The 25,179-nt window shown below is 32.4% G+C and carries 26 protein-coding genes; 8 read left to right on the top strand and 18 right to left on the bottom strand.

The window, feature by feature from the left end:
• Window positions 1–16 precede the first annotated feature (16 nt).
• Window positions 17–430: a hypothetical protein gene (locus AAG068_RS05100; RefSeq protein WP_342718403.1), complete on the bottom strand. Its 414-nt coding sequence runs from the start codon at window positions 428–430 to the stop codon at window positions 17–19.
• Window positions 431–699: 269 nt separating this feature from the next.
• On the opposite strand from AAG068_RS05100, the gene AAG068_RS05095 reads away from it, so the two are divergent.
• Window positions 700–798: a YjcZ family sporulation protein gene (locus AAG068_RS05095; protein WP_342718402.1), complete on the top strand. Its 99-nt coding sequence runs from the start codon at window positions 700–702 to the stop codon at window positions 796–798.
• A 1,084-nt stretch (window positions 799–1,882) separates the two neighbouring features.
• On the opposite strand, the gene AAG068_RS05090 is transcribed toward AAG068_RS05095, so the two are convergent.
• The 4 genes from AAG068_RS05090 to AAG068_RS05075 all read right to left on the bottom strand — a co-directional run bounded on the left by AAG068_RS05090 (window position 1,883) and on the right by AAG068_RS05075 (window position 6,098).
• The gene (locus tag AAG068_RS05090; RefSeq protein ID WP_342718401.1) at window positions 1,883–3,013 is read right to left on the bottom strand and encodes an S-layer homology domain-containing protein; all 1,131 of its coding nucleotides are present in this window, start codon (window positions 3,011–3,013) and stop codon (window positions 1,883–1,885) included.
• A gap of 266 nt (window positions 3,014–3,279) precedes the next feature.
• Window positions 3,280–3,891 (bottom strand): DUF2812 domain-containing protein, encoded by a 612-nt coding sequence (locus tag AAG068_RS05085; RefSeq protein WP_342718400.1) that lies wholly within the window; start codon window positions 3,889–3,891, stop codon window positions 3,280–3,282.
• Window positions 3,892–3,904: 13 nt separating this feature from the next.
• Window positions 3,905–4,219, bottom strand: coding sequence for a PadR family transcriptional regulator (locus AAG068_RS05080; RefSeq protein WP_001078074.1), 315 nt, complete (start codon window positions 4,217–4,219; stop codon window positions 3,905–3,907).
• A gap of 142 nt (window positions 4,220–4,361) precedes the next feature.
• On the bottom strand, window positions 4,362–6,098 hold the full coding sequence (locus AAG068_RS05075; RefSeq protein ID WP_342718399.1) for an S-layer homology domain-containing protein: 1,737 nt from the start codon (window positions 6,096–6,098) through the stop codon (window positions 4,362–4,364).
• Between the two features lie 1,997 nt (window positions 6,099–8,095).
• On the opposite strand from AAG068_RS05075, the gene AAG068_RS05070 reads away from it, so the two are divergent.
• Together AAG068_RS05070 and AAG068_RS05065 are read left to right on the top strand one after the other, a co-directional pair.
• On the top strand, window positions 8,096–8,311 hold the full coding sequence (locus AAG068_RS05070) for a hypothetical protein (protein WP_257145174.1): 216 nt from the start codon (window positions 8,096–8,098) through the stop codon (window positions 8,309–8,311).
• Window positions 8,312–8,786: 475 nt separating this feature from the next.
• The gene (locus AAG068_RS05065) at window positions 8,787–9,680 is read left to right on the top strand and encodes a helix-turn-helix domain-containing protein (protein WP_342718398.1); all 894 of its coding nucleotides are present in this window, start codon (window positions 8,787–8,789) and stop codon (window positions 9,678–9,680) included.
• 265 nt (window positions 9,681–9,945) lie between these two features.
• Here the strand turns inward: AAG068_RS05065 and AAG068_RS05060 are convergent, their stop codons facing one another.
• On the bottom strand, window positions 9,946–10,227 hold the full coding sequence (locus tag AAG068_RS05060) for an LCI fold-containing protein (protein WP_342718397.1): 282 nt from the start codon (window positions 10,225–10,227) through the stop codon (window positions 9,946–9,948).
• 403 nt (window positions 10,228–10,630) lie between these two features.
• Between AAG068_RS05060 and AAG068_RS05055 the strand changes: the two genes are divergently transcribed.
• Complete coding sequence (locus tag AAG068_RS05055; protein ID WP_000540371.1) at window positions 10,631–10,741, top strand: YjcZ family sporulation protein; 111 nt, start codon at window positions 10,631–10,633, stop codon at window positions 10,739–10,741.
• Window positions 10,742–10,893: 152 nt separating this feature from the next.
• Here AAG068_RS05055 and AAG068_RS05050 read toward each other — a convergent pair whose 3' ends face one another.
• From AAG068_RS05050 to AAG068_RS05025, 6 genes are all read right to left on the bottom strand, one after another.
• The gene (locus AAG068_RS05050) at window positions 10,894–12,018 is read right to left on the bottom strand and encodes an HD-GYP domain-containing protein (RefSeq protein ID WP_342718392.1); all 1,125 of its coding nucleotides are present in this window, start codon (window positions 12,016–12,018) and stop codon (window positions 10,894–10,896) included.
• A gap of 335 nt (window positions 12,019–12,353) precedes the next feature.
• Window positions 12,354–12,683 carry a hypothetical protein gene (locus AAG068_RS05045; RefSeq protein WP_000566283.1) on the bottom strand — a complete coding sequence of 110 codons (330 nt, stop codon included), beginning with the start codon at window positions 12,681–12,683 and terminating at the stop codon, window positions 12,354–12,356.
• 479 nt (window positions 12,684–13,162) lie between these two features.
• The gene (locus AAG068_RS05040; RefSeq protein ID WP_000724334.1) at window positions 13,163–13,309 is read right to left on the bottom strand and encodes a hypothetical protein; all 147 of its coding nucleotides are present in this window, start codon (window positions 13,307–13,309) and stop codon (window positions 13,163–13,165) included.
• Complete coding sequence (locus AAG068_RS05035) at window positions 13,306–14,400, bottom strand: Rap family tetratricopeptide repeat protein (protein WP_342718391.1); 1,095 nt, start codon at window positions 14,398–14,400, stop codon at window positions 13,306–13,308. The genes AAG068_RS05040 and AAG068_RS05035 overlap by 4 nt, the downstream gene beginning before the upstream one ends.
• 568 nt (window positions 14,401–14,968) lie before the next feature.
• Window positions 14,969–15,358: a hypothetical protein gene (locus tag AAG068_RS05030; RefSeq protein WP_342718390.1), complete on the bottom strand. Its 390-nt coding sequence runs from the start codon at window positions 15,356–15,358 to the stop codon at window positions 14,969–14,971.
• Between the two features lie 203 nt (window positions 15,359–15,561).
• Entirely contained in the window at window positions 15,562–16,068 is a 507-nt protein-coding gene (locus AAG068_RS05025; RefSeq protein WP_001200329.1) for an RrF2 family transcriptional regulator, read from the bottom strand.
• A 210-nt stretch (window positions 16,069–16,278) separates the two neighbouring features.
• On the opposite strand from AAG068_RS05025, the gene AAG068_RS05020 reads away from it, so the two are divergent.
• Window positions 16,279–16,920: an FMN-dependent NADH-azoreductase gene (locus AAG068_RS05020; protein ID WP_342718389.1), complete on the top strand. Its 642-nt coding sequence runs from the start codon at window positions 16,279–16,281 to the stop codon at window positions 16,918–16,920.
• Between the two features lie 74 nt (window positions 16,921–16,994).
• Here AAG068_RS05020 and dhaK read toward each other — a convergent pair whose 3' ends face one another.
• The gene (gene dhaK / locus AAG068_RS05015; RefSeq protein ID WP_342718388.1) at window positions 16,995–18,746 is read right to left on the bottom strand and encodes a dihydroxyacetone kinase subunit DhaK; all 1,752 of its coding nucleotides are present in this window, start codon (window positions 18,744–18,746) and stop codon (window positions 16,995–16,997) included.
• A 178-nt stretch (window positions 18,747–18,924) separates the two neighbouring features.
• On the opposite strand from dhaK, the gene dhaS reads away from it, so the two are divergent.
• Complete coding sequence (dhaS, locus tag AAG068_RS05010; protein ID WP_000204220.1) at window positions 18,925–19,491, top strand: dihydroxyacetone kinase transcriptional activator DhaS; 567 nt, start codon at window positions 18,925–18,927, stop codon at window positions 19,489–19,491.
• A gap of 19 nt (window positions 19,492–19,510) precedes the next feature.
• Window positions 19,511–20,509 carry a DhaKLM operon coactivator DhaQ gene (gene dhaQ, locus AAG068_RS05005; protein WP_342718386.1) on the top strand — a complete coding sequence of 333 codons (999 nt, stop codon included), beginning with the start codon at window positions 19,511–19,513 and terminating at the stop codon, window positions 20,507–20,509.
• A gap of 97 nt (window positions 20,510–20,606) precedes the next feature.
• On the opposite strand, the gene AAG068_RS05000 is transcribed toward dhaQ, so the two are convergent.
• The 5 genes from AAG068_RS05000 to AAG068_RS04980 all read right to left on the bottom strand — a co-directional run bounded on the left by AAG068_RS05000 (window position 20,607) and on the right by AAG068_RS04980 (window position 23,940).
• On the bottom strand, window positions 20,607–21,245 hold the full coding sequence (locus AAG068_RS05000) for a VanZ family protein (RefSeq protein WP_342718385.1): 639 nt from the start codon (window positions 21,243–21,245) through the stop codon (window positions 20,607–20,609).
• 211 nt (window positions 21,246–21,456) lie between these two features.
• Window positions 21,457–22,110: a DUF2306 domain-containing protein gene (locus AAG068_RS04995; protein WP_342718384.1), complete on the bottom strand. Its 654-nt coding sequence runs from the start codon at window positions 22,108–22,110 to the stop codon at window positions 21,457–21,459.
• Window positions 22,111–22,520: 410 nt separating this feature from the next.
• Complete coding sequence (locus AAG068_RS04990; protein ID WP_342718383.1) at window positions 22,521–22,892, bottom strand: ATP synthase subunit I; 372 nt, start codon at window positions 22,890–22,892, stop codon at window positions 22,521–22,523.
• 22 nt (window positions 22,893–22,914) lie between these two features.
• The gene (pssA, locus tag AAG068_RS04985) at window positions 22,915–23,430 is read right to left on the bottom strand and encodes a CDP-diacylglycerol--serine O-phosphatidyltransferase (RefSeq protein WP_342718382.1); all 516 of its coding nucleotides are present in this window, start codon (window positions 23,428–23,430) and stop codon (window positions 22,915–22,917) included.
• A gap of 51 nt (window positions 23,431–23,481) precedes the next feature.
• Window positions 23,482–23,940 carry a MarR family winged helix-turn-helix transcriptional regulator gene (locus AAG068_RS04980; protein ID WP_342718381.1) on the bottom strand — a complete coding sequence of 153 codons (459 nt, stop codon included), beginning with the start codon at window positions 23,938–23,940 and terminating at the stop codon, window positions 23,482–23,484.
• 437 nt (window positions 23,941–24,377) lie between these two features.
• Between AAG068_RS04980 and AAG068_RS04975 the strand changes: the two genes are divergently transcribed.
• Entirely contained in the window at window positions 24,378–24,671 is a 294-nt protein-coding gene (locus AAG068_RS04975) for a YmzC family protein (protein ID WP_342718380.1), read from the top strand.
• The last annotated feature ends 508 nt before the right edge of the window (window positions 24,672–25,179 follow it).

Genomic DNA, 25,179 nt, shown 5'->3' with positions numbered 1-25,179 from the left:
TAAACTTTTATAAAAGCTATTTAAGATCTAATTTTGCTAAATCATGTTGTAAAACATTATTTCCTTCTTGTGGGTTAAATACTATTGCACTAAGACCAAAAACATTCGTAACAACATCTCTATCTTTCGAACGAATGATTCTTACTTCATAAGCAAAAACTCCTGAAGGAAGAGCTGCTGAACGAAAAGTAACATGTCGATTAGGTGCCAATGTTTGTGTTGAAGGGTCTACTAATGGTAACAATACCGGAGAACCCGATGACCAATCAAACATTTCAACAGTTACTGTATGAGTATCATCTGGATCAACATTCATAGCTTCCACAGTAAGAAACAACGTAGCGGAATGTCTACGTAATACACCCGTTGACAAAGTTTCATTGTGATGTTTATGATATTTTTCAGGAGGATGACCATAGCCATAACTCATATCAATTCCACCCTTTCATTTACAATTAAGGACAAGTATTCCTTATAATATATAATGCTAGTATTATTTTAATGAAAGGTATAAAAGCGGATTTCCATCTGTATTTTTGGATATTTTATTTTTCACTTATTCCCTCTTAATGAATAATATAGATTCTCCTATTTTGAAAAGGACCTGCTCCATTCAAAAATACATAAAGTAAATGGAATCTGTTAAAACACATGAGTGAACCTTTGTTTTTTCCCCTCCTATTAAAAGGAGGAACTATTATGGGCTTTTGTGGCGGCTGTGGCTTCGCCGAAGGATTTGCTTTATTAGTTGTATTGTTTATTTTATTACTCATCGTTGGAGCTGCTTGCTTCTGCTAAAAAACTATCGAAAAGACACTCATGTGATTGTCTTTTCTTCATATGTAAAAAAAGCCCACCTATTTCCGTAGGCAGACCTTATCTTTATTACACAATAAGAAAGTATACTCTCTTTTCCCTTGAATTTTCATGTAATTATACATATTCATGAAAATAGAAGAAGTAAAATTGTCATTACAACATATTTTCCACTTTCAACTTAGTTATCAATGGATAAACTTTATTTATATATTCATGGGAATCATCCATTGAAAATGTATCTTCTTTAAGTCAAAACTGTCATTTAAAAAAAGAAAAAGACACCCTAAGGTGCCTTTCTCCGACTTGAACCATCTTAATTTTAATAATATGTATTGGACTCCCATCCAACTATTATTTTACCATGTTAAGTTGTTTTTGTTTATTGAGAAATACAATAGTTTATGTATGCCGGTCTTCTGTATTAGATATTTTGGTAATCCATGCAGTGATTAATAAGAGAACATGCTATTAATTAAAGGTAAAACCACATGCTAAGCCGGTGTAACATACCAATAAAATTTATACTGTATATCTTATATATGACGTAGGAACCAGAAGAAAAAGGAATTAGCACGTAATTATCGTGAAGAAGTAGCCATATTGGTAGTTCTAGTGAGGTTTTTACTAAATTAAGTTACGTACTTTTTCAAATTATATATACAATGAAATTAACCCGGATATAACAATCAATGGAAGGATTACTGCGAGTTTATTTTTTAGAGGGACACGTTTGTCTGTGACACCGGGGTGGATAACAAATGCAAGTAAAACAATTGCTCCAATAATACCTAAAAGTGTACGAATGACCATCATCCTCCTAAGGAATATTATTATTAATTTTATCACACCCAAACAAAAAAGGATACAAATAACAATTAACCCTAAATATACCATTATGAATTTCAATTATACAGCGTCACCAAACATAAAGTGAAACTATAATCAGCGATGAGTTTCCTTCCCCACTGATTATTAATTGAACCTATCGAGCATTTACGGGCAGATGAGAGATAACAGTAGAAATAATATAATTAAAAGAGGAGTGAAATTTCACTCCTCTTTTTTACTTGTGGATTTTAACACTCATTAAATCGCTACTAGAATTTTGCTTCTCTAAGCTTATCTCTATTTTAAGATTGTTTTTATTTATATCAAAATTACCTGTGCGTGTATTAGAAGCCACTATATTATCAATCTCTGTACTCAAATCTAAGTTTGGATTTATCATAGTGATCCACTTTTTCCCTAACTCTACTAACGCCTTCTTACCTTGACCTCTATCAATTACAAAATTAACGGTAAAGTTACTTTCATTATCGCCTTCTACAGTGAAATTCCCATTAAATTCTGGAATCCCTTCTAATACCGGAGAGAATAACACGACCTCTGAACGTGGACCGCCTATCCCTATATATTTTAGCTCCGCATTATGTTTTGCGTTAATTTCAGTAATAAGATTTTGTGCTTCCTTAGATATAGATTTTTTTAATACCGAAGAGCTATCCAGCCAACCTTCATGATAATAAATGAGCTCGTCTGCTAAATCTTGTGGGATAGCAGTAGGCTTTGACTCATGCTCTTTTTCCGATTTATTAATTGCATTATATAAGAATAGTGCATACTGCTCACGAGTCACGAGACTTTGTGGTTCAAACTTATTATCACCTGTGCCCGTCGTAATTTTATTTTCTTGTAATGCACTGATAGCATTTGTTGCCCAGTAATTTTTATCTACATCTTTGAAAGTGGTAGTAGATGTTGCTTTGAAGTTAAAAGCCTTTGTTAATACAACAGCTAATTGTTCACGCGTTAAAACGTTATCTGGACCAAATTTCCCATTACCAAATCCGTTCATAATACCAGCTTTATTAAGAGCTAAAATTTCTTTTTCAAACATATGCTCTTCTATATCTGTGAAAGGGTTTTGTGTATTAAGTTCATCTACTGGCTTCAAGTAGGCATATATTAGTCTAGCTACTTGTCCTCGTGTAATATTATCACCAAAACCAAACATTCCGTTTCCATAACCAGCCACAATATTTTTCTCTTTTAAATCCATAATTGCTTGATAAGACCAGTGATTTTCAGGAACATCTTTAAATCCCAGTGTATTTTCTGCTTGCACATTTGTTAGAGGTGTTAGTGTTGTTGATGCAATAACTGCCCCTGCTAAAATTAATTGTTTAAAATTCATAATTGAATCCCCTTATTATTAAAATAATATATTTAAAAAATACCGTACATACTCTTTTTAATATTAACATATAAAGATGCTTTTTGTAGGTTAATTATGGAATATTTAAAGAAGATTATTCCAGCATATAATGTTTATACAACTAAATTAAAATCGTACTAACTTGCTTCCAATACGCACTCATTTCCTTTATCCATTTTTAAAAAATACAATTTATAAATGCAAAAAATCCCCTCAAAGCATCAGCTTTAAGGGGACCCATCCTATCATCTTCTCTCTTCATATAATCGATTTGCTTTATACGAACAAACTAAATACATAACAATTGCAGCAGGGATAAACAACCATGCAAAGCCTCTCATCAATGCAAGTGGTGTTTCAAATAAGAATGCCCATAGAAATGATACACCTTGCTTATCCCATAATCCTGGCGTAAAATATAGTTCTTTCGGATTTGCAAGTGCTCCTACATTAATCGTTTCATTAAACATAAATAGGATTAATATCGGAATAGAGCATATAGCTAATTCTAAAAATGTTTTAGATAGACGTTTATACTTCCCTGCTCGTGACATTTGATCTGAAAAAATGTCATCTTTGCTTTCCTCATTTACCTTTTTAAAATAGTGCGTACCTGACCACCAATTACCAGCTATATGCTCCCATCCACTATCTTCAAATAATGTACAGTAATTAATAAATTCACTTTTTCTACTAAATACCCTATGGTCTATTCTAATCGTCGCATCTTCCGGCTCTGTATATCTAAATGTATAACCAAATGTATTACTTTCTAGTTGATAGCCTTTCCAAGCCATCTCTTCTAACCATTTTTCCTCTTTCTCAAAGTCTAAAAAGAATTTCAATCTCCACATCATCGTTTCCCCCTAACTATACGTGTAATAAACTTTTTGTAACCTCAATAATGTGCTGCATTCTCATAAAGTCTAAGTGCAATACTTCTTTCCCACGTTCCGTAATGACATACACTTTTCTTCGTTTATCTTCACTTTTTACCGATTCTATTAACCCTTGTTTTAATAAATTTTCAACCGCACCATATAATGTACCCGCTGCGATCTTTACTTGTTGATTACTTAATTCCTCCACCTTTTGCATAATTAAATATCCATGAGCTGGCTCTAATAAAGCTAAAAGAACGTAATACGTTGTTTCCGTTAGTGGTAAATTTTTATCTCTATTCATAAAGACCTCCAATGTAACGATAAATATATAGTTAAACTATATAGTTAAACTGTATATTTTAACTATATACAGTTAGACTGTATATGTCAAATTAAGTTATAAAAAAACAACCTAGATCCAACATGGGATCTAGGTTGTTTTTTTACATAAACGTAATCGTCACTAAAGAATATCCTTCTTTCGCATTATACGGCTCAGCTTTATAAGAAACACGGTTCGCCCCTTGCGGATAACCAATTTCCCCAATTGCTTTTTTCACATCTTGCAATGCGCCATCCATTGATTGTTTATACAGGATTTCAATCTTTGGTGAATTTTCGTTATAACGTTGCTGCATTTTATTTTTAAATTCATTATAGTTATTTGCAATGTATTCATTCCCTAAATAATTTAACTTTGTATCTTTTAAGATTTGTTGATACGCAGGGGTCTTTGTACCACCTGCCGCAATTTTATTTGTTAATGTACTATAATAATTTGTTGTAGCTTGCGGATAGTCCACGCGATTCCACTCATGATTTCTTGCGATTTGCTCATCTGATAAGTTGAAATAAGAATACGTTACACGACCCTGCTCATCTGGCACCGGATCATCGAAGGTTGTATCAAGATGATACCATTTGTTTTCGATTTTCACCAAGTTCCAAGCATGAGGCTGACCGTCTCCAGTTCCTACTACAAAATGATTCTCAATTCCAGCTTCTTTTAATAATTGATAGGTTAATAGTGCATAACCTTGGCAAACCGCAGAACGATTTACAAGTGCTTCATATGCTGTGTAAGCTTTATAAGACGTATCGTAAGAAACGTGTTTTACGACATAATCATGAATCGCCTTCACTTTTTCGTGATCATCCATTCCAGCTTGCGTAATAGAAGAAACGATTGCCTTTGCTTGCTTCATTACATATTCTGTTTGTTCTTTCGTTTCACGATATGTAATCTTTAACGTAAACGTATAATTTCCAGGTGATCCAGAAAGTCCATATGAAACATTCGATCTATTAAAGTTCGTATACTCATTTTTACTTGCAACTTCTTTATAGGCATTAAAAAGTGTATCCATTACTTCTTTTGTATTACTATTTGTCGTTTTATACGGAAGTGAAATATTCGTTTCATACGTATTAATACGCTTTTGCACTTCATCTTTAAATGCTGCTAATAATGCCGCATCCCCTGTATCTCGCACCGCAACTTCTGGCTTTTTATACTTCAAAGTATTATATAAAAACTGTGCATATTGTTCACGTTTTACCGTACTGTATGGCTCAAATTTCCCTTCACCTGTACCAGAAGCAATCCCGTTTGACTGCACTGCACTAATTGCATTTTCACCCCAAAAACCACTTGGAACATCGTTAAATGTGTGCTTTTGTTTCGCAGAAAGATGGAAAGCGTTTGTAAGAATTTGCGCCATTTCTGCCCGGCTAACAGAATCTTTCGGTCTAAATCCCCCATTTGCATCACCTTTAAAAACCCCTAATTTCGTTAGCGTTAAAACCTCTTCTGGAAACATTGTTGAACCTGAACGAATATCTCGATACGGATTATTTAAAGTGGATCCATCTTGTAATACATAACGAGCACCGTCATTACTAAACGTACCACCCTGCTTATTCGGTACTAACACACGATAAATTAAAGCTGCAACTTGTTCTCTCGTCGCAACATCACCGAAACCAAACTTCCCATTTCCATAACCAGAAATAATGTTTTTACCCGCTAAATCTTTAATCGCCGGATACGACCAATGCGATGTAGGCACATCAGAAAAAATACTCGCCTCAGCAGCTCTCACATCACTGCCATTTGTAAACAGTAAAGCACCACCAATAAGTGATAATGATGTAATTGATTTTAATAGTTTTGTGTACATAATTCCTTCTCCCAATTCGTTCTCTATTCATGTTGTTTTTTGTCGAAAAATCTAAAAATATGACAAAATACATTATACAATTAAAAGTTTTTGAGGGATATATTGAATTTTAAAATATGCAAAAATTCATATTAATATATTTTTCCGTATTAATATTATGTTTTTTATTTATGAATATATAATAGGTAGTAACTCGTTATAACTCCCTTCATGGTAATCTCTAATTTAGTATTGAAATTCTCTAAATCTCGATGTATTATATTTTTGTATTTTCTCAGTTCCCTAAGCCGAGAAAACATCATCACTTCTAAAAGGACCCGAACTCCAGCGGGTCCTTTCTTTTATTCCTCATTTTTATAAACGCATTTATCGTTTTATCTAGTACGATAACAAGAGACTCTCGCATTTGCTTCCGTGCCATATCATCACTTATTTCATTATACAAGTTACAGCCTTTTCTAATTTCTGTGGAATGATGTATTTCCTTACTAACCCTAAACCAATCGTAGGATTTATTAAATTATCTATAATAGCTGTTTTTTCTTGCTTATATAGATATTAGAAAAAAGATTATAGAACGGTTTGAATCACCAAACACTCTTGAACTCATTCTTGAATCATTGTATTATATTTTCAGGTCTTACTTCAAAAATCATTATCAGAAGAATCTGCAGGGTTGCAGGTTCTTTTTTTTGTAAAATAAAAAAGCATCCTATTTAGATGCTCTTCGCCTATTCTTTGTTACAATACCCACACCAAATCCAATACATAAAAATCCTATTAAAATGAAAAAAAATCGAAAACTCCATAGATCGCTAACTATTTCTAAAATGTTCTCCAGTACTATAAAATCTTTAAATTGGATAACCGATATAACGGTATATATTTACTTATTTCGTTGTATACTTCCTCATTAAGAACCTCGTATCCGCCCCAAAAGTAACTTTCACTCCCCTAGATTATCTCTGCAACAACTGAAAACTCTTAGACTCTTTCCAAGCTTTTAGAGTTACACCGTTCTTGGTTTCCCCTTGAAGATGAGCAGTTAGTTTTTGCTAACTGCTCCTTTATTTATCACAATGATAAAATCCTTTAGAATAATTCTTCTTTATTTCTCAATATAAGGAGTCTTGGATTTTCATTAACACTCCTGTAATATTATTATCAAAGAGTAAGGTAAGAGTTACTCTTTGCCATTTTAGAAGAGGTTCTGTTGGAGACAGCAGGATCTTTTTTCATATAGAGATAGTTTTGCTAAATTTTTCACTACTAACCACAAAAATATCCTATAATGTTTATATTACAAATTAACATATTAGGAGCGGATCAAATGCCAGTTACACTAGAACTTATTCTTTTCATTCTTATAGCAATTAGTGCTGTTGGCTATTTAATAAAAGAATTTCAAAAAACTAGAAAAAGAACACTTGGAATTTCACTAGAATTCTTGGTTCTTTTCTGGTCAATATGGAGAATATCGACTATCATAATCTAATTTATAAAACATGAATTCCTTCGAATAAAACTCAATATTATGTCCATAATGTTGATAGGCTGTATGCCAACATTCATTTCGTTTTCTCTGTATCTCCTTGTATTGAGCAGTTAGCTATTGCTAGCTGCTCTTTTATATGTAACCTTGTTAGACAAGTTTTCATATAATATAGTCATTCCTTTCTTATAAAGTGAAACTTTAATTAGTGGGGGTTTTATTCATCCCCCACTTAACTTCTTTGCTCCAACTGAATTTTGAGGTGGGAGTTTTACTTTCCGTTAACGCGTGATAAAAATTGAATTATATCCTATAACATTTTCAGGAATCATCCATATTTTATTTCTAAAAAATTGCATTGTTTCACTGAAAAGTGATTGTGGAAACAACCGCCTTTTTATTTATGGCAAAATAAGATTTCTATTAAACCTCATTACAAAGTATGTTATTACTGGTATAAGCTGGTATAATAAATACAGATCAAACATTGAAAGGAAATATGACAATGAAAAGATATTTTAACTTCATTTCACTTTTCTTAACTGTACTTGTAATAATAAATCTTACAAATATACATACAAAGTACCAATTCTTTATAGGTGCATCTATAGCATTATGTTTAACTATTATTTCTACAAATGAACTTATAAAATTCCTTGCTACTAGTAGCTTATTAGTTTACGGATTTGCAGCTCTTACTCTTTTAAGTATTGCTTGTTAATTTTCAATTTCGCTTTGTATTAAAATAGCGTTTTTATTTAATTTCATTACAATACTATAGAGGCACATACGATTTTTTTCTTTGTTTAAGGGTCCTTACGTAATAGTAAAAACCCTTTTTTCATGCCAATCACGATTTATTCATTTTTTTTGATACATTTTATGGAACATTCATACGTTAGATAAATCCTTTTTGACAGAATGAATAGTGAGTTATATCTTTCTCTCAATGAATTTAGGTATTTAACATGGTAAAATAATATTCGTATAAGCTTCCAATACATATTATTAAAATTAAGATGGTTCAAGTCGCAGGAAGGCACCTTTGGTTGTCTTCTTTGTACATACTAAAATCCTCACCACCTTATGAAAACGGTAAGCCCTTTACACCAAACAATAATTGAAACTATATTATTTTTACATTAAGGTAAAGGAATATCCCTTTACAAATAAAGTGCTAGATAGTAGGTGGAAAAATGGAATTTAACGATTTGGGTATTATCATTAAAGAACTTAGAATGAAAAAAAATATATCACAATCCGAATTATGTCATGGAATATGTTCACAAAGTCAAATTAGCAAGATTGAAAAAGGTATGATTTATCCATCTAGTATATTGTTATATCAATTATCAGAAAGACTTGGTATTGATCCAAATAATATATTTGCACTAACTCAAAACAAAAGATTAAAATATATAGAAAATGTAAAATACGTAATAAAAGACTGCTTAAAGCAAAAACAATATAAAGAACTTTATGAAATAGTAAAAAAAGAGAAAAACTTAAATAATTTTCAAACAAAAGAAGAGAAACAGTTTCTAATATGGCACGAAGCAATTGCTATATTTATGGTGGATAGATCAATAAAAACTGCTTTAGATCTTTTAAATAATGCATTAAAACTGACTTTAACTAATTCTGATTTTTTATCAGAAAGAGAAATAGATATTATGCAAACAATGGCTATATTTTATGCGGAAAATAAAAATTATGAAAAAGGTATTAATATATTAAGAAGATGTTTAACTAATTTTAATAAGTTAGATTTTCCTAGAGATAAAGAAATTAAATTAAAAATCATGTTAAATTTAGCAAAATGTTTAGACTTCACATATCAACATGAAGAGGCAATAAAATACGTTGATATGGGTATAAAATTAGCAATTAATCTAAATACTTTATACCTATTAGGTGAACTATTCTATTTAAAAGGTCAGTATTTATTAAAGATTAAACAACATAATGTAGAAGATGTTGTTTATAATTGGAAAAAAGCATTATTTATATTTGAACTAACAGAAAAAGAATATTATACAAAAATGCTACCAGATGAACTAATTGAAATACAAAATAAAAAACAATCATAATTTCGTAAAAGTTACTTACAAAAGTCGCAGGAAGGCACCTTTAGGTGTCTTTTTTTGTGGAGAATCAGTTTAAAAACTAAAAGAACCTCAATAAAATGAAACTTTAATCAATGGGGGTTTTGTTCATCCCCGACTGATTATTAGTTGAACCAATCGGGCTTTTACGGGCAGTTGATCCCCCACCTAACTTCTTTGCTTCCGCTGAATTTTTAGGTGGGGGTCTTACTGCCCGTTAATGCGGGATAAATGAGGTTCAAAGAATCTACTATTTTAAATTACCTTCGTAAAAAGCAACTCCATTTTGAACATGTTTTAAATACCACGTAATCGTCCCGCCACAAACATTTTCAGTAAAACTATTAGCATATACTCCATTTGAGTAATAAAGAGTTCTTTTGAATTTACCATTAGAATACTCATAAGGAATTGAGCATGTTGCTTGCTTCGGAGAGCTCACATCTTTTTGCGTGTCAGCTGAAGCTGCCCCAATTCCTCCTGTTAATGCAATACCAGTTGCCAATAGCCCTACTACTAATTTCTTAAACATAATAAATCCCCCTTTAATAGTTTTTATAACTTACAACTTAAATGTATCACTTTTGTAATTTATATAAATATCTTGAATATGTAGAAATATTTATTTAACTTTTGGTAATATTAGGATTTTATTTTATCAAATGAAAAATAGAGGGATTTACAGAAGTATGTAACAATGCATAATAAATCAATCAGCTATTATGATATACTCACAAAGAGCTAATACAAAATTTCTTTAGATTGGAAAACTAAAGTCTTATCTACCTAAAAGGAAGGCGCCTAATGGCGTCTTTTCTTTATTTTCAAAAGGACCTGCTCCATTTACTCTTTAAAACATAAAGTAAAGTGAACCCGTTAAAATCAATGGAATGAACCCTAGTTTTACCCTCTTATCTAAAGGAGGCACTATCGTTATGGGATATGGTGGTAGTTGCGGCGAAGGCTGCGGTTTCGCTGGAGGATTTGCTTTACTAGTTGTATTATTTATTCTATTAATCATTATCGGATGTAGTTGTTTCTGCTAAAAAACTATTAGAAAAGGTACCTATATAGAGGTACCTTTTCTTTATGTGCCTTATTCTATGTTTGGTGCCCAACTTTTCTCACGATTGGATTCGTTTTTTCATTTTTCACATTCATCATACCTCACATGTGAATCGATTTCACACATGAGCTTTTAACGAAACGAATTTGGGACCACTTTTTCCCACAAAGGAAACACCTTTTTGAAAATCTCTACCATGGAAGGATCAAATTGTGTACCAGACCCTTCTATGATACGTCTATAAGCTTCTTCAGGAGATAGAGCCGAACGATATGCTCTTGAAGAAGTCATGGCATCGAATGCATCTGCTATTGCAACAATTCTTGCGCATAATGGTATTTGATTTCCTTTTAATTTTTGAGGATAGCCCTTTCCATCCCATCTTTCATGATGAGAAAGAATTATATCTTCACCACCTTTTATTAAAGATATATTTTTAAAAACTTCTAATCCTAATTGTGGGTGTGTCTTAATAAGATTATATTCTTCTTCTGTAAGAGAAGATGCTTTCTTTAAAACTTCATCAGGAATACCTATTTTTCCTATATCATGTAATAAACAAATAAAATGAAATTGTTTTAAAGAATTATCATCATATTCATTTGTTTCTTTAGCAAGAATCGTAGCATAATTGGCTACACGTTCACTATGTCCTTTCGTATATTGGTCCTTTAATTCCATTATCCTCATTATTGATAAAGCTGTTTCTTTCATTTGTTTTTCATAGGATGCTTTGATTTTTTGTACTAAAAATTTTAATGAAAGAAATACAAAAAATGACGTAACAAAAATTGTTAGAAACAATAGTATTAATGATATTGGATAGTTAATGTCAAAATAATAAATAGCAATTAAAAATCTACATACCATACAAATAGATACCCATAGCAGATACTGAATACTTAAAAATAAAGGTGCAGAAATTACTAAGAAGCACTCTAAATAAGGGATATGTAAAGAAGCATCTGGATTACGTATAAACATAAGATCGTATGCCAAAAGATAAATAATACTTACTCCAAGAAAAATATATTTTGTAAACATTTGTTTATTCATTTTTTGTAAACACTTATTATATAAAATAAATGAAATAAAAATAAATAAAAATACGAGTTCAAATAAAAGTTTCTGTAGTGAAAAATCCTTTCTAAGAATAAAATGTTGATAAATATTATCAAACAAAAGAATACTACAGGGAACCAATAGAAACATTTTTATCGGTTCTTTCGTTTCAATATTTTTAATCCCTTTAATCATTTTACACACCGCCAAACCTTTTTTAATATAGAAATAAGTTCATATAGATATTATTAATAATATCCAAGAATAGATAATAGTGCAAAAAACACCTTTTCTCATAACCTATAAATGGGATACCGTCATGATAGGAATGTATAAAGAGATGAATAGGGTTATAGAAAAAGAAAAAGACGAATTCCTTTTGAAAGTAGGAATTCGCCTTTTTCTTGCTACCGATGATGAGATGTTATGTTAACCTCATATGTATAGAATATACAATTAACTAAAAATGAACAATAAAAAACAATAGTGTATAAAATCACTAACGTTTTTTATTGTTTCTTACAAGTAAATTATTTAAATTCTTGTCTATATAATTTAAACGAATAAATAGCTCCAACGAAGAATACAAAGGCTTCAAATAATATAAAGATTTGACGGAAATTCTCGATATCTTTACCAACTAAAGAAATAAATATGCAATTCATTAAAATTTGAGTAGTAAACATACAAGAAATAATTTTAAAATAAATAGGATTTGTTCTTTCATCTGGTTTGCCAATTTTTTTGTAAATAATAATAAGTGCAATTACTGAACCCAAAAATAGAAGTGCTGTAAGTCCTACAACGATATTGAAATTGCCTGTACTTTCTAACATCCATTTATTTAATAGATCAATCATTATTATCTTCCTTTCCTACATAAGAGAATATTTCGTTCTTCTTTTTCACTATAATAAAAAAAGAAAAAGGAAAACATCGAACTTTCTTACAAACATTCGTGTATTCTTACAATATTGTCATTTTGCAAATGTATTCATCGCCTTGCCTTTCATTATTTTCTTTGAAAACATAGTGAATTACAAATTTCAAACTCCTTTTAACTAAGATAATAAAAGGAAAAATTATATATAATTATATTAAGATTTAAATAACTATAACGAACAATCTAAAGCTTCCTATTCAAATACTTTAGACTCCCTTATCTCGAGGCATCATTCATAGCCTATCGACTTAATATTTGGAAGTATATACAAATACCCTAAACAAAAAAATTAATTTGGGGTATTTGCTTTTCTTAGCTTGATAGCGATATCCTACTATTTAACATCAAAAAAACCTCGCTATTAATAACGAGGTTTTCCATCACGAAACTTTATCTTCAACCAGTATTCCCATGTGCGTATTGAACGATGACATCTTTAATAAATTGAGAGGCTTCCTGATGATTGACCGAATTATGAGACACATTCAAAAATAACGTAAGAGCCGTGACAACACCAACTAAAGTAACACTTATTTTTTTCATTTTAATGCCTCCTTTTTAAAAACCTCTTCACTCGCTTTATGGCTAGAGAAGAAATAATAACTCGCTTTTTCAAAGTTATGTTCTTTATGGAATAGAACCGCTAGTACTTCAGTATATTCTTTCACGTATTCCCAAAGCTTCTCTCTTTCGAAATATACAATACCTTCTAATATAATTTCTTCTAGCTTTTCTCCACTTAATCCTTCATTTCGTCCATTTAAAATTTTAAAATGGTGTTGGTACTCTACCAGTTCTAATTTATCGCAAATCTCCGTGCCTTTTCGAACAAGTACTGAAGCTAGTGAATTTTCGTCTAATTTAAAATGTTCTTTCCCCTTAATATATATCGCTTTATAGTTTTCAGGCATTTTTTCACAGACCTCATTTAAATGACTGATAGCTAACTCCGAAAGATTCTGTCCAGCATACATTAAACCTAAATTTTGTTTTACAACTAACATACCGTTTTCATTTTTAACCTTTTTAAAGATATCCATTGCCGAAATATAAAGTTCTTCAGCTAATTCCCATTCTTTCAAATGTGTACAAGCTAACGCCATTAGGTTGTTACAATAACCGATTTTCACTTCATACCCTTCATGTTTAGCAAATATTTCTTTTGCTTTTGTTGCTTGTTGGAAGGCCACAAAAGCCTGATAATAATGATATTGGAAAACAGCTTGGTTATAATAAAACTCTGCTTTTTCAATTTCATCTGGAATACTTTTAAGTAAATTTTCTGCCATTTCATAATGCTCTTTTGCTGCATTGTAATTACCAACTGCATTAGAGTAGATCGCTTTATAAAAATGATAATAATACGATAAAAAATCATCAGTTGGTTCACCCAAAGATTCAATTTGATCAAAACTATTTTTTGCTATACTCAAATTATCTATTAAATATTTATAACCAAAATCAAGTAACGAATAATACAGTAATAGATTTTGGTCTTCTTCAATGTTGTTTATAGAACTCTCTATTTCTTTTTTAAATTTATATGCATTCGCAACGTTTCTATTTCGAATTTCAATATACCAGGCATTTAACAGTTCAGTAACTTTGTTATTTATGGTAGTTTGAACGTTCAATTTACATCCCCCTTTTCCAAAATTATCTATATACTCTTTTCCTCATACTACCATACAACATTACCTCGTGATATCTTCATAAACTTGAGATAATTTTTTAAGAAAATTCAGAATTATATTCTTTTAACTAACGTTTATTTAAACAATTAATAGATATTTTTTAAAGAGGTAAAGTTAATATAGATCAACTAAATAACACAAAGAAAATGTTTTATTTCATAAAAAAAGGCTCCATTGCTGGAGCACTCAAAAATAAAATAAGTAAATGAATTAAAACAAATAACAGACAATTTAACTATATATATTAAACATAAATAAATCTATATATATCCAATATTACATATTAAAACCTGTTTATTGATGCTATAATAGGCTTACTCGATGATTGTTATATTTTTTTATGGTTTTTAAGCAATATGATACCTTCTTAACACCAAGTGTACAAGTAAAAGAAGACATCTTAATCGATGTCTTCTTTTCTTATACAATAACAACACAATAAAATTAAGTTGATTCAAGCTGCAGGATGGCACCTTGATATCATAGTAAAGAATACATCATCACTGTGTCAGCAAGCAAAAGTGTATTCTGCATTTCTGAAAACAGTAGATGGCAAATTGTGACCTGCTGAATCTGCTAAGAAAGAATATACAAGAACATCCTTAACATCATCTTTATCTCCACTAATAATGACATCAAGGAAATCTTCTATTTGGAATTCTGGAGTAAACAACACAATCTTAGTCGTTCTGTTCGGTTCTAAAGAAACAAAAGTACGAGAGATTTCAACTAATTCATTTTGATTTGGAAAAGAAGTGTTTGGACTTCTCTTAACAGTTACCGTTACATTACTAGTATGGCAGCGTGAATCATTGTTTAACATAATGTTGAGAGCAGTTGGAATAATCCCATTTTCAGAAACCGGAACTCGAAACACTCCAGTAGATTTATGAGCCATATAATCACATCCTTTCAAAATAAAATATATTTACAATATATTAGATGCAAAAGATGTTCATTTTGATAGGGACAAATTACTGATATGTGGTACGTATGTGAAGAAATCAAATTGGCAATAGAAATAGACTTTAAACTAGACAAATAAAAGTTGATCGATATTGTTAAAAAACAAAAAAACTCTAACTAATTCGTCATGACGATTTAGTTAGAGTTTTTTTGTTTGAAGTATTCACGAGTATCTACCCTTATCTTTTCAGGTAAAACAATATCAAGTTCTTTATCTAACCATGCAAGAGTCTTTTTACGAAGAAACTCACGCATGTGTTCTTCTGCTTCAAGCATTACTAAGTTAATTGTACAAGAAGAATTGCTAGGTTCACAAGAATTACAAGCGTCGTCTCGATATAGTAGACCATTCTGTACAATATTTTTACATTGAAAAATAGGTTTTGGGCCTTCGACGGCCTCTATTACATCCCAAAAAGAAATATCTTCTGGAGACTTAGCTAACCTATATCCTCCCTTTACACCTGGGACAGAATTCACAATGTCAGCTTTAGATAATTTACCGAAAACTTTTGAAAGAAATGTTTCAGAAAGTCCTTGAAACTCTGCCAAATCTTTTATTCCAACACTTTCCTTGGAAGGAGCATTGATTAAATAAACTAGGCAATGCAAGGCATATTCAACCCCAACACTATATTGCATATACAAATCACCTGCTTTTTATTTTAAGGGTTATCAAATTGTATCTTAGGACCATTTAGAATTTTAGTCAAATAAAAAAAGGCTCTTTTAGAATAGTATGTATTTCATTTGACAAAAATAATTTCAGAGTTTATATTAAAGACCATATCAATCGACGATTAACTCAGTCGATAATTAAATTGTAAAATTTTTAAAAAAGGGGAAATACAAATGAACAAAACACTTATTATAAACGCACATCCGAAAGTGGATGATATATCATCAGTCAGCATTAAGGTTCTTAACCACTTTTTAGTATCTTATAAAGAATTAATTCCTAATAATGAAACGATTGAACAGATTAATTTATACGATGATGTAGTACCAATGATAGATAAAACTGTTTTAAGCGCATGGGAAAAGCAAGGAAATGGACAGAAGTTAACTGATGAAGAACAAAAAGTAACAGAGCGTATGTCCGAAATTTTACAACAATTTAAAAGTGCAAATACGTATGTGATCGTATTACCTTTGCACAACTTTAATATTCCATCAAAGTTAAAAGATTACATGGACAATATCATGATTGCACGTGAAACATTTAAATATACTGAAACTGGATCAGTGGGACTACTTAAAGATGGAAGAAGAATGCTTGTTATACAAGCAAGTGGAGGAATCTATACAAATGATGATTGGTATACAGAAGTGGAATACTCTCATAAATATTTAAAAGCAATGTTTAATTTCCTTGGTATTGAAGATTATCAAATCGTTCGTGCACAAGGAACAGCAGTACTAGATCCAAATGAAGTATTACAAAACGCATATAAAGAAGTTGAAGAGGCGGCTTCTAGATTGGCTAACAAATAAATTTTTTCACTGGAAGAATGATGGTTATAATTAAAGATCCCCTCCACCATAAGGCAGAGGGGATCTTCTAACTTCTATTTCAAACTACCCACAATCTCCGTAAAGATAACCCCAAGTGCATGTGCACCTGCATCTGGATATCCTAAACTTCTTTCACCAACTGTACCGGCGCGGCCCATGCGAGCTACGATTTCTTTCGTGTACTCTGCTCCTTTAACGGCTGCTTCTGCTCCTTTTTCAAAGGCAGTTTTCATATCTTCTTCGCTTGAAGCGCTAGCTAACCAAGAGTCTACACATGGAGCAAGTGCGTCAACAAGTGTTTTATCACCAACTACTGCTCCTCTACCGAATGATCTTTCACCGATAGATTGTATGCCTTGCAGTGCTGCTTGTAACATTTCAGCAAATTCTTTCACTGCTAACTCACGCTTCTCGCCTGCTGCTTTACTAGCTGCGCGGAATGCACCGCCCCAAATTGGACCAGATGCGCCGCCGCAATGTTCCATAATAATCATGGAACAACCATCAAGGAACGATCCGATCGTTACGTTCTCTTGATCTACAATAGAATGCCACTCGCGTTTTAATTGCTTAAATCCTTTTGCCACACTCATTCCGAAGTCGCCGTCACCAGCATGCGTGTCTAACTCACAGAACGGTACTTCATTTTTAATAATCACGTCGCTCATTTTATCAACGAGATAGATCATGTTGTTTAATGTAATAACATTATCCTGAATCACAGCGTGCTCTTCCGCTGTTTCTATTTCAAATGAAACTTCCTTCTCTTCTGTCTCTTCAAGTACATTCACGTACTCTACACTTTCAACTGGTCCATCTACTTTAAACGCCGGTGTATTACACTCTTTAGATAGTAATGTTTTTAACTCATCATCTAATTTCATTACTGTTAAAGACATACCAGCCATATCGATACTTGTCATATAGTTGCCGACGAATACTCTATTAATTTTAATGTTTCTAGCAGCTAGTTCTCTCGTCACGGCGTTATTAAATAAGTAAAGTTCTTGCAGTGGTGTTCCGCCAAAACCGTTAACTAGAAGCGCAATTTCTTCGCCATCTTTCACTCCTAAATCTTTTACAAGATCATTTGTCATACGGTTCGCTAGTTCATCTGCTGACAACATTTTTTCACGTTTAATTCCTGGCTCGCCGTGAATACCTACGCCGTATTCCATTTCATCTTCCGCAAGTGTGAAAGTAGGTGATCCGCTCGCTGGAACTGTACAAGAAGTTAACGCTAAACCGATTGTACGCACGTTAGCAGCTGCTTTTTCCGCTACAACTTTCACCGCTCCTAAATCCATACCTGCTTCCGCTGCTGCGCCGGCAATTTTATGAACGAGAATAACGCCCGCAACGCCGCGGCGTCCTACTGTGTACAGACTATCTTCTACCGCAATATCATCGTCTACCTTTACGTAGTCGACTTCAATTCCATCTTCCGTCGCCAAATGCGCACCGTTTTTGAAATTCATAATATCGCCGCTGTAATTTTTAATAATTAATAACGTACCTTTTTTACTAGCTGTCTCTTTAATCGCTTGATATACCTGAATTTGTGAAGGAGACGCGAACACATCTCCGCACACTGCCGCATCTAACATTCCTTTTCCGACTAGTCCTGCATGCGCTGGCTCATGACCACTACCGCCGCCACTAATTAACGTTACTTTATTTTCGTTCATTTCTTTCTTCTTAATCACTTTATATTTTTTCAAAAGCTCAAGCTCTGGATGAGCCATAACCATTCCGTTGCACATTTCCATTACTAATGTTTCTGGTTTGTTTATAATCTTTTTCATTGTGCTTCTCCCTCAATTCCTTTAATATATTGTGATATATTTGAAATCTTCTTCTTACTACTCATGTTAAAATGAAAGCGTTTTATAGTAAACGGACAAAATGGACAATCTGTCTAAAGACACCGCTCTCATTTCTCGGTAGGATTTTTATATTACTAACATTCTAGGGATGATTCAGATGACCTCTTCTATAATTTCTAAAAAGATAATCGCGAATTCATTGAAGTATTTAATGGAAACAGAGTCGTTTCATAAAATATCAGTGAGCGATATTATGTTACACTGTCAAATGCGTAGGCAAACTTTTTATTATCATTTTAAAGATAAATTTGAACTATTAAGCTGGATTTATAGAGAAGAAACGAAAGAAAACATTATCGACTTTCTCGACTATGAAACGTGGGAAAACATTTTCGATTTATTATTTGATTACTTTTATGAAAATCAAAAATTTTACCGAAATGCTTTTAAAGTCATTGAGCAAAACTCGTTTAATCACTATTTATTTGAGCATACGAAAAACTTATATATGAAGATTATTGATGAACTATCTGTGAGCTGTGGATTCAGCCTTTCTGATGAGACAAAAAATACGATTGCCTCCTTTTATAGTCACGGCTTCGTTGGAACGATAAAAGATTGGATTGAAAGCAAATGCGAAGTAGATCCGTCCATTATGTCTTCTCTCATGAAAAATATGATAAACAATCAATTACTACTATTACTGGAGCAATCTGCAAAGTAATTAAAGGGTGGAAAAAGCAATGAAAAAGATTATGAATGATGTACAACATATCGTTCAAGATATGATGCATGGCTTTTATTTTGAACATAACGACAAAGTAAATTACGACGAAACTAATAACATCATTTATGTAAAAGATATTGAAAAACTAAAGCAAAACGTCGCTATTATCAGCGGTGGTGGTAGCGGACATGAGCCTGCTGATATTGGTTATGTAGGAAAAGGAATGCTTACGGCGGCAGTAAACGGCAATATTTTCACTCCGCCTACAGTGGAACAAATCGTAATGGCAACTCGCCTCATACCAAAAGATAAGAGTATTCTATTCATCATCAAAAACTTTAAAGATGATGTAGCGAATTTTTTAGCGGCGAAGCAAATTGCCAAAGAAGAAGGAAGACAAATTAACCACATCATCGTAAATGACGACGTTTCAATTGAAGATGATGCTTCTTTTAATAAAAGAAGACGCGGCGTCGCTGGCACTGTTCTCGTTCAAAAAATATTAGGCGCGGCTGCTTTTGAAGGTCATTCTTTAGAAGAACTAACAACACTTGGCCGTTCTATCACCGAAAACTTACACACATTAGGAGTCGCACTTTCACCAGCAAACGATCCAGTGAAAGGAAAAGCTTCATTCACACTAAACGACGATGAAGTCTTTTATGGCGTCGGCATTCACGGTGAAAAAGGTTACCGTAAAGAAGCGCTATCCTCTTCTGAAATATTAGCGATTGAACTAATGAACAAATTAAAAAGCATTTACCGCTGGAGAAAAGGTGACAACTTCGCCATCCTCATTAACGGACTAGGCGCAACTCCACTAATGGAACAATACATTTTTGCAAATGACATTCGCCGTTTATGTGAGCTGGAAGGCTTACAAGTTACATTCGTAAAAGTCGGTACGCTGTTAACTTCTTTAGATATGAAGGGTGTTTCGCTTAGTTTGCTTAAAGTAGAGGATTTGGATTGGGTGAAGTGGTTGAAGGCGGATGTTGGTGTGGGTAATTGGTAAGTAAAAATTATAATGATAAAAGCCTTTCACTATAACAAGTTAAAGGCTTTTTGCAAATTGAAATATCGTACGAGCATTAAAAAAATTCTTAATCACCTCACTGAATGATAACAGGCCTTCCAAATAAAGCTGGATAATAAATTAACATCGCACCTACAAATGAACACACTAAACAAAAAACAGCCTCGTATTTTATGACTAAAGAGGAGTTCGTATCCAGCTTTTTTCCCTCTCTTTTCAATATCATTTTAAATAATACTTTATATAATACATACCCAACAATTGCCCCAAGGGTATTCGTAAATAAATCATCAATATCTGTAATTCTATTATTTAATAATTGATTTAACTCAATTGCCAATGAAAAAAAGAATCCCGCACATACGGTGTTTTTCATTTTTCTAAACTGCGGCCAAATAGTCGGTAGTAAAAAACCGAACGGCATAAACAGTACAATGTTCAAAAGATACGTCGTACTACCTGCAGTATCAAATAGAGTCAAATTAATTTGATTCACACGAATCCACGTTTCATATCTACTTATATCCCATACAGTCGCGATCTGTGTCACCTTATACACTAGCGAAAGATAGAACAGAAAAATATATACCCATAGAAAATGCCGAATAGATATATTGTTTTTCGCTTTAAAATAAAATCGAATTTGAAACACAATACAAAACATAATTGTAAAAAAATAAGTATACAAATAACTCATCAAAACTTCTGTATGCATGTGGAATCCCCTAACTTTACATTTTCATCTATGACTTTGTTGTTTATAGGATAGGAGAAACTTTTAAAATAAAAAGTGGGGTAAATATAAAATTTTTCTTAAATTTCATGTTAGTTTTTATGATTACTCTTGTTAGGTAACAACATGCTTACACTTATAAAAACATTGAATTACTGAGGAATTCTACCCTCAATATGACAGCAAATTCACATCAAAAATGTAAATCTTCATTTTCTTCGTATTTTCCTTTATTACGTCTTTTTCTTATAAATAATTCTGCAACAATTACATTTGGTACCCACGCTAACCAAGCAATAATAGCGTAACTAAGTTCAAACTGCTCTATTCCAAATAGAACGATGAACAACGGAAGCCAAATTCTTAATGTAACTGCCGCAAAGGTTAAAGCATAATTTCTAATCATCCAATTCCGATGATCTTTAATTTTTTTATTTTTAACTCTATGTAATGCTTGATATGCTGATGTTAGCCAAAATACGGATAACAAACCGAAACCTAGCTTCGCTACCAATCCTCCCGTAGCATAAAAAGATAGATATAGTCCAGAAACGCCTCCTAATAATATACCAACCATATAAATTCTCCCAACTATTCGGTGACGGTTAATATTCCTTTCTCTAAATTTTGCGGATAATGTAAACGGACCAATTACTAATGCTACTATACTAGTTGTAATATGTATAAATAACATACTATACCAGAACTCACTTAATTTAGATCCAAACATAAGCTTCGCTTTTACAAGCCCTGTTTGAAATCCATCCATAATAAAATATTGGACAACAATATAACAAGATACTAAAAGAGCAAAACAAGTGAATACATACCAAATTTTCCTGTTCAAATTTTACTGCCTCCCTATTACATTCATGGAAATTAGATTATATATTACTGTTCATTCTCGAGAAAAATAGAAAAGCCTTCTAGCGAAATGAAGCGAACCCCTAAAAAGGGACATTTAATAGATTAAAATTTCCGAAAACAATGAATATATATGTTATATTGTTAGAGGTACTGAAATGGGGGTCTTTCTAATGGATATATTGCAACAAGTAATAGATGAATTTAAGTTGAATGTGTTAGCAGTCGAGAACGTTCCGAAGTCATTTAGTTCGACTGTATAAAGATTTTTTCACATTTCATTATTCAACAATCGGGCGCAATTGCGGAAGATACGCAAGTATAAGATGAACAAACTTTTTTATATAATAAAAACTCTCCAGTATATCGTTCTATACTGGAGAGTTTACCCATCTATTCCTTCTCATCCCTCATACTGTAATACCCCAAATTAATAATAACCAAGAAGTACCCACCCATAATTCCAGCAGCAAATGTCCACATGTACTCATGGTGTTCAATTTCATACATAATAATCGCACCGAGTATGGCAGCTGCAAACCGATTTATCATGCCAAGCATCGGTGCTTTTTCTTTTTTTACGATGCTATTTCCGAACTTTTCGATACGTCTTCCTAAAATCCAGGCGCAGTACATACTAACTAAAAGGCCGATGCTCATCCCGACAAACTGGGCTCGAAAAGGTGTCATCAACCATCCCAGTAACATCACACCTAGCAAACAATATATTTGTATGTTAAATGATCTTAATGCCATACGAATCATGTTATGCTCCTTATCTTTCCTATTAATCCCATCGTTCGGACTTCAAGCTTTCCGATATATCTTTTTTAAAATGGGGAAATTTGATTTTGCTCACCATTAAATAAGCGAGTACGCATGTACCAAACGCCACGGAAACTGGATTATTTAAGAGGCATAAAATGAGGAGACACATTGCCGCAAATGGAATGGGCATTCCGATAAAGGTTGGGAGTTTACTTTGTTGCGTGTTAAATCTAGCAAGCCGCAGCATTCCGCAAATACTATACGCGAGCGCACATATCATCCCGATAGACTGCAAATCTTTTAACGAGGCACTATAGGCAAGAATAGATGGTGCCACACCAAAGGTAACTAAATCCGCAAATGAATCTAACTCTCCACCAATGTCCGAAACAGCATCAAGTTTCCGAGCAACCATGCCATCAAACAGATCAAATACCATCCCTGTAATAATGAATAGAACTGCACCATACATATCTTGAACGAAAACAGTGTGAATAGCCAAAAGCCCACATACAAAGTTTGCTATCGTAAGCATATTCGGTATGTAACTTATCACATGCTTCCCCTCCTTTCTACTAATTGCTTCTTACTCATTAGATTCAAGATCCTTCTGTTTTTCTTCCAATATCACCTTATTTATTTTCGTTAATGTATCAGTCATTTGCTGCAAAGCTTCGATATCAATTTTTGAGAAATATTTCTCGATTAGTACATCATCTAACTTCGACAATTGCTCCATATACTTACTACCGTTTGGACCAAGTGTAAGGAAATACTCCCTTTTATTATTCGGATTAACTTGTTTTGAAATCATCTGTTGCTTTTCCAGTTTCGATAAAACTTGGCTAACAGCGCTTTTCGATATATTAAACGTAGTCGCAATGTGATTCGCTGTCGTGTTTTTATTTAAATTAATATGAAATAACATACTCTCTTGCTGTCCTGTAAGACCATACTCATCTTTCAACTCCTGAAATAGTAAAATGTAGAATTCATTATAGGCTCGGTTCATTTCATTAATTACTTCTTTATACGTTCTCGTCATAGCACTCTTCCTCCATGCTGTTATTGCGTTCTATTTAATAGTTAAGTTCACTTAACTTAACTATATTATACCGTTATGTTTATGTAAAGGGAAATCTAGTTCTATAAATTCCTATAACACGGAATAACGTATGCCTTTTGCCTTTTCCACTGCTTTTCATTGATCAAATTCCAACCTCCCCGGCATGATACATCTGTCATTCTAAATGAATAAACATAACCATCGCAAAAATTCCATATAGGCCCATTACTGGTTAAAATGTTATAATAAAATCACCCTACATAGTTACTCATATTCATACTGAGGAACTAGCGTCTTATTAAGCAATGCGCATAACTCAAATAAAAAAGACACTTTCAAGTGTCTTTTTTATTTATTTTCATAAGAATTATCTCTTTTATAAACAAAACCTATTAAACAACAAAGGGGACTATCAGATGGAAAATACTGTAGCAAGAGAACTACGTAACATACGTATATGCCTTATTATCTTAATCATTGTCATCGCGTTTTGGGACCGTGAGAAACCTGTAGAAATTACTGACCATGGTAGTGATCCTATCTTAAACACTAGCAATATGACCCAAGTTGGTGATAATACATTTGCCTATAAAGATGAATCTAATCAAATTAGAATCTTTAAGTTTGATCCGGATACAAATGAAATAAAATTAATAAAAGAATTTTATGCTAACGAATATGAATTACATACAATAAATAATTCAAATTGATAAAAGGCACTTTAGGGTGTCTTTTCTTTATGGAGTAGGATTATGAAAAGACAGATTTACAATTCTAAGCGACTCGTTGGTACTACCCTATCCCCATCAAGCTAAGAAAAACAATTACCCCCAAAACGAAAATTTTAGAAGTACTTTACTGGATAAAACTTAAATTTTTTATTTTGGGGGATATATCGATTGTTAGCTTGACGGCTATGAGCAAATACCCCAAAACGAGAAAAATGAGTCGAATTCTTATAAATAACTGTAAAAAGGTAGAATTCTCGTTATGGAGATGTTTCAGAATATCAGCTTGATAGGCATGTATGGTGACCCCAAATAACAAAAAAACAATACTACATATAAAAAATATTAGCGAGAATGTAAACAAAAAAGTAAACGTTTGTTTGTCTAGTCTATCCAATGAGACCTCATATCGGATTATGAAATCCAACAATGGGATAATTATCTTCTGGTTGGGTGCGCAGACCTATTTGAATACTTCAATTTTGGATTA

Origin of the sequence: Bacillus paramycoides (assembly GCF_038971285.1) — a bacterium.
Lineage (GTDB): Bacteria > Bacillota > Bacilli > Bacillales > Bacillaceae_G > Bacillus_A.
Note: the sequence above shows the minus strand (reverse complement) of the source record. Positions and strands in the feature narration are given on the sequence as shown.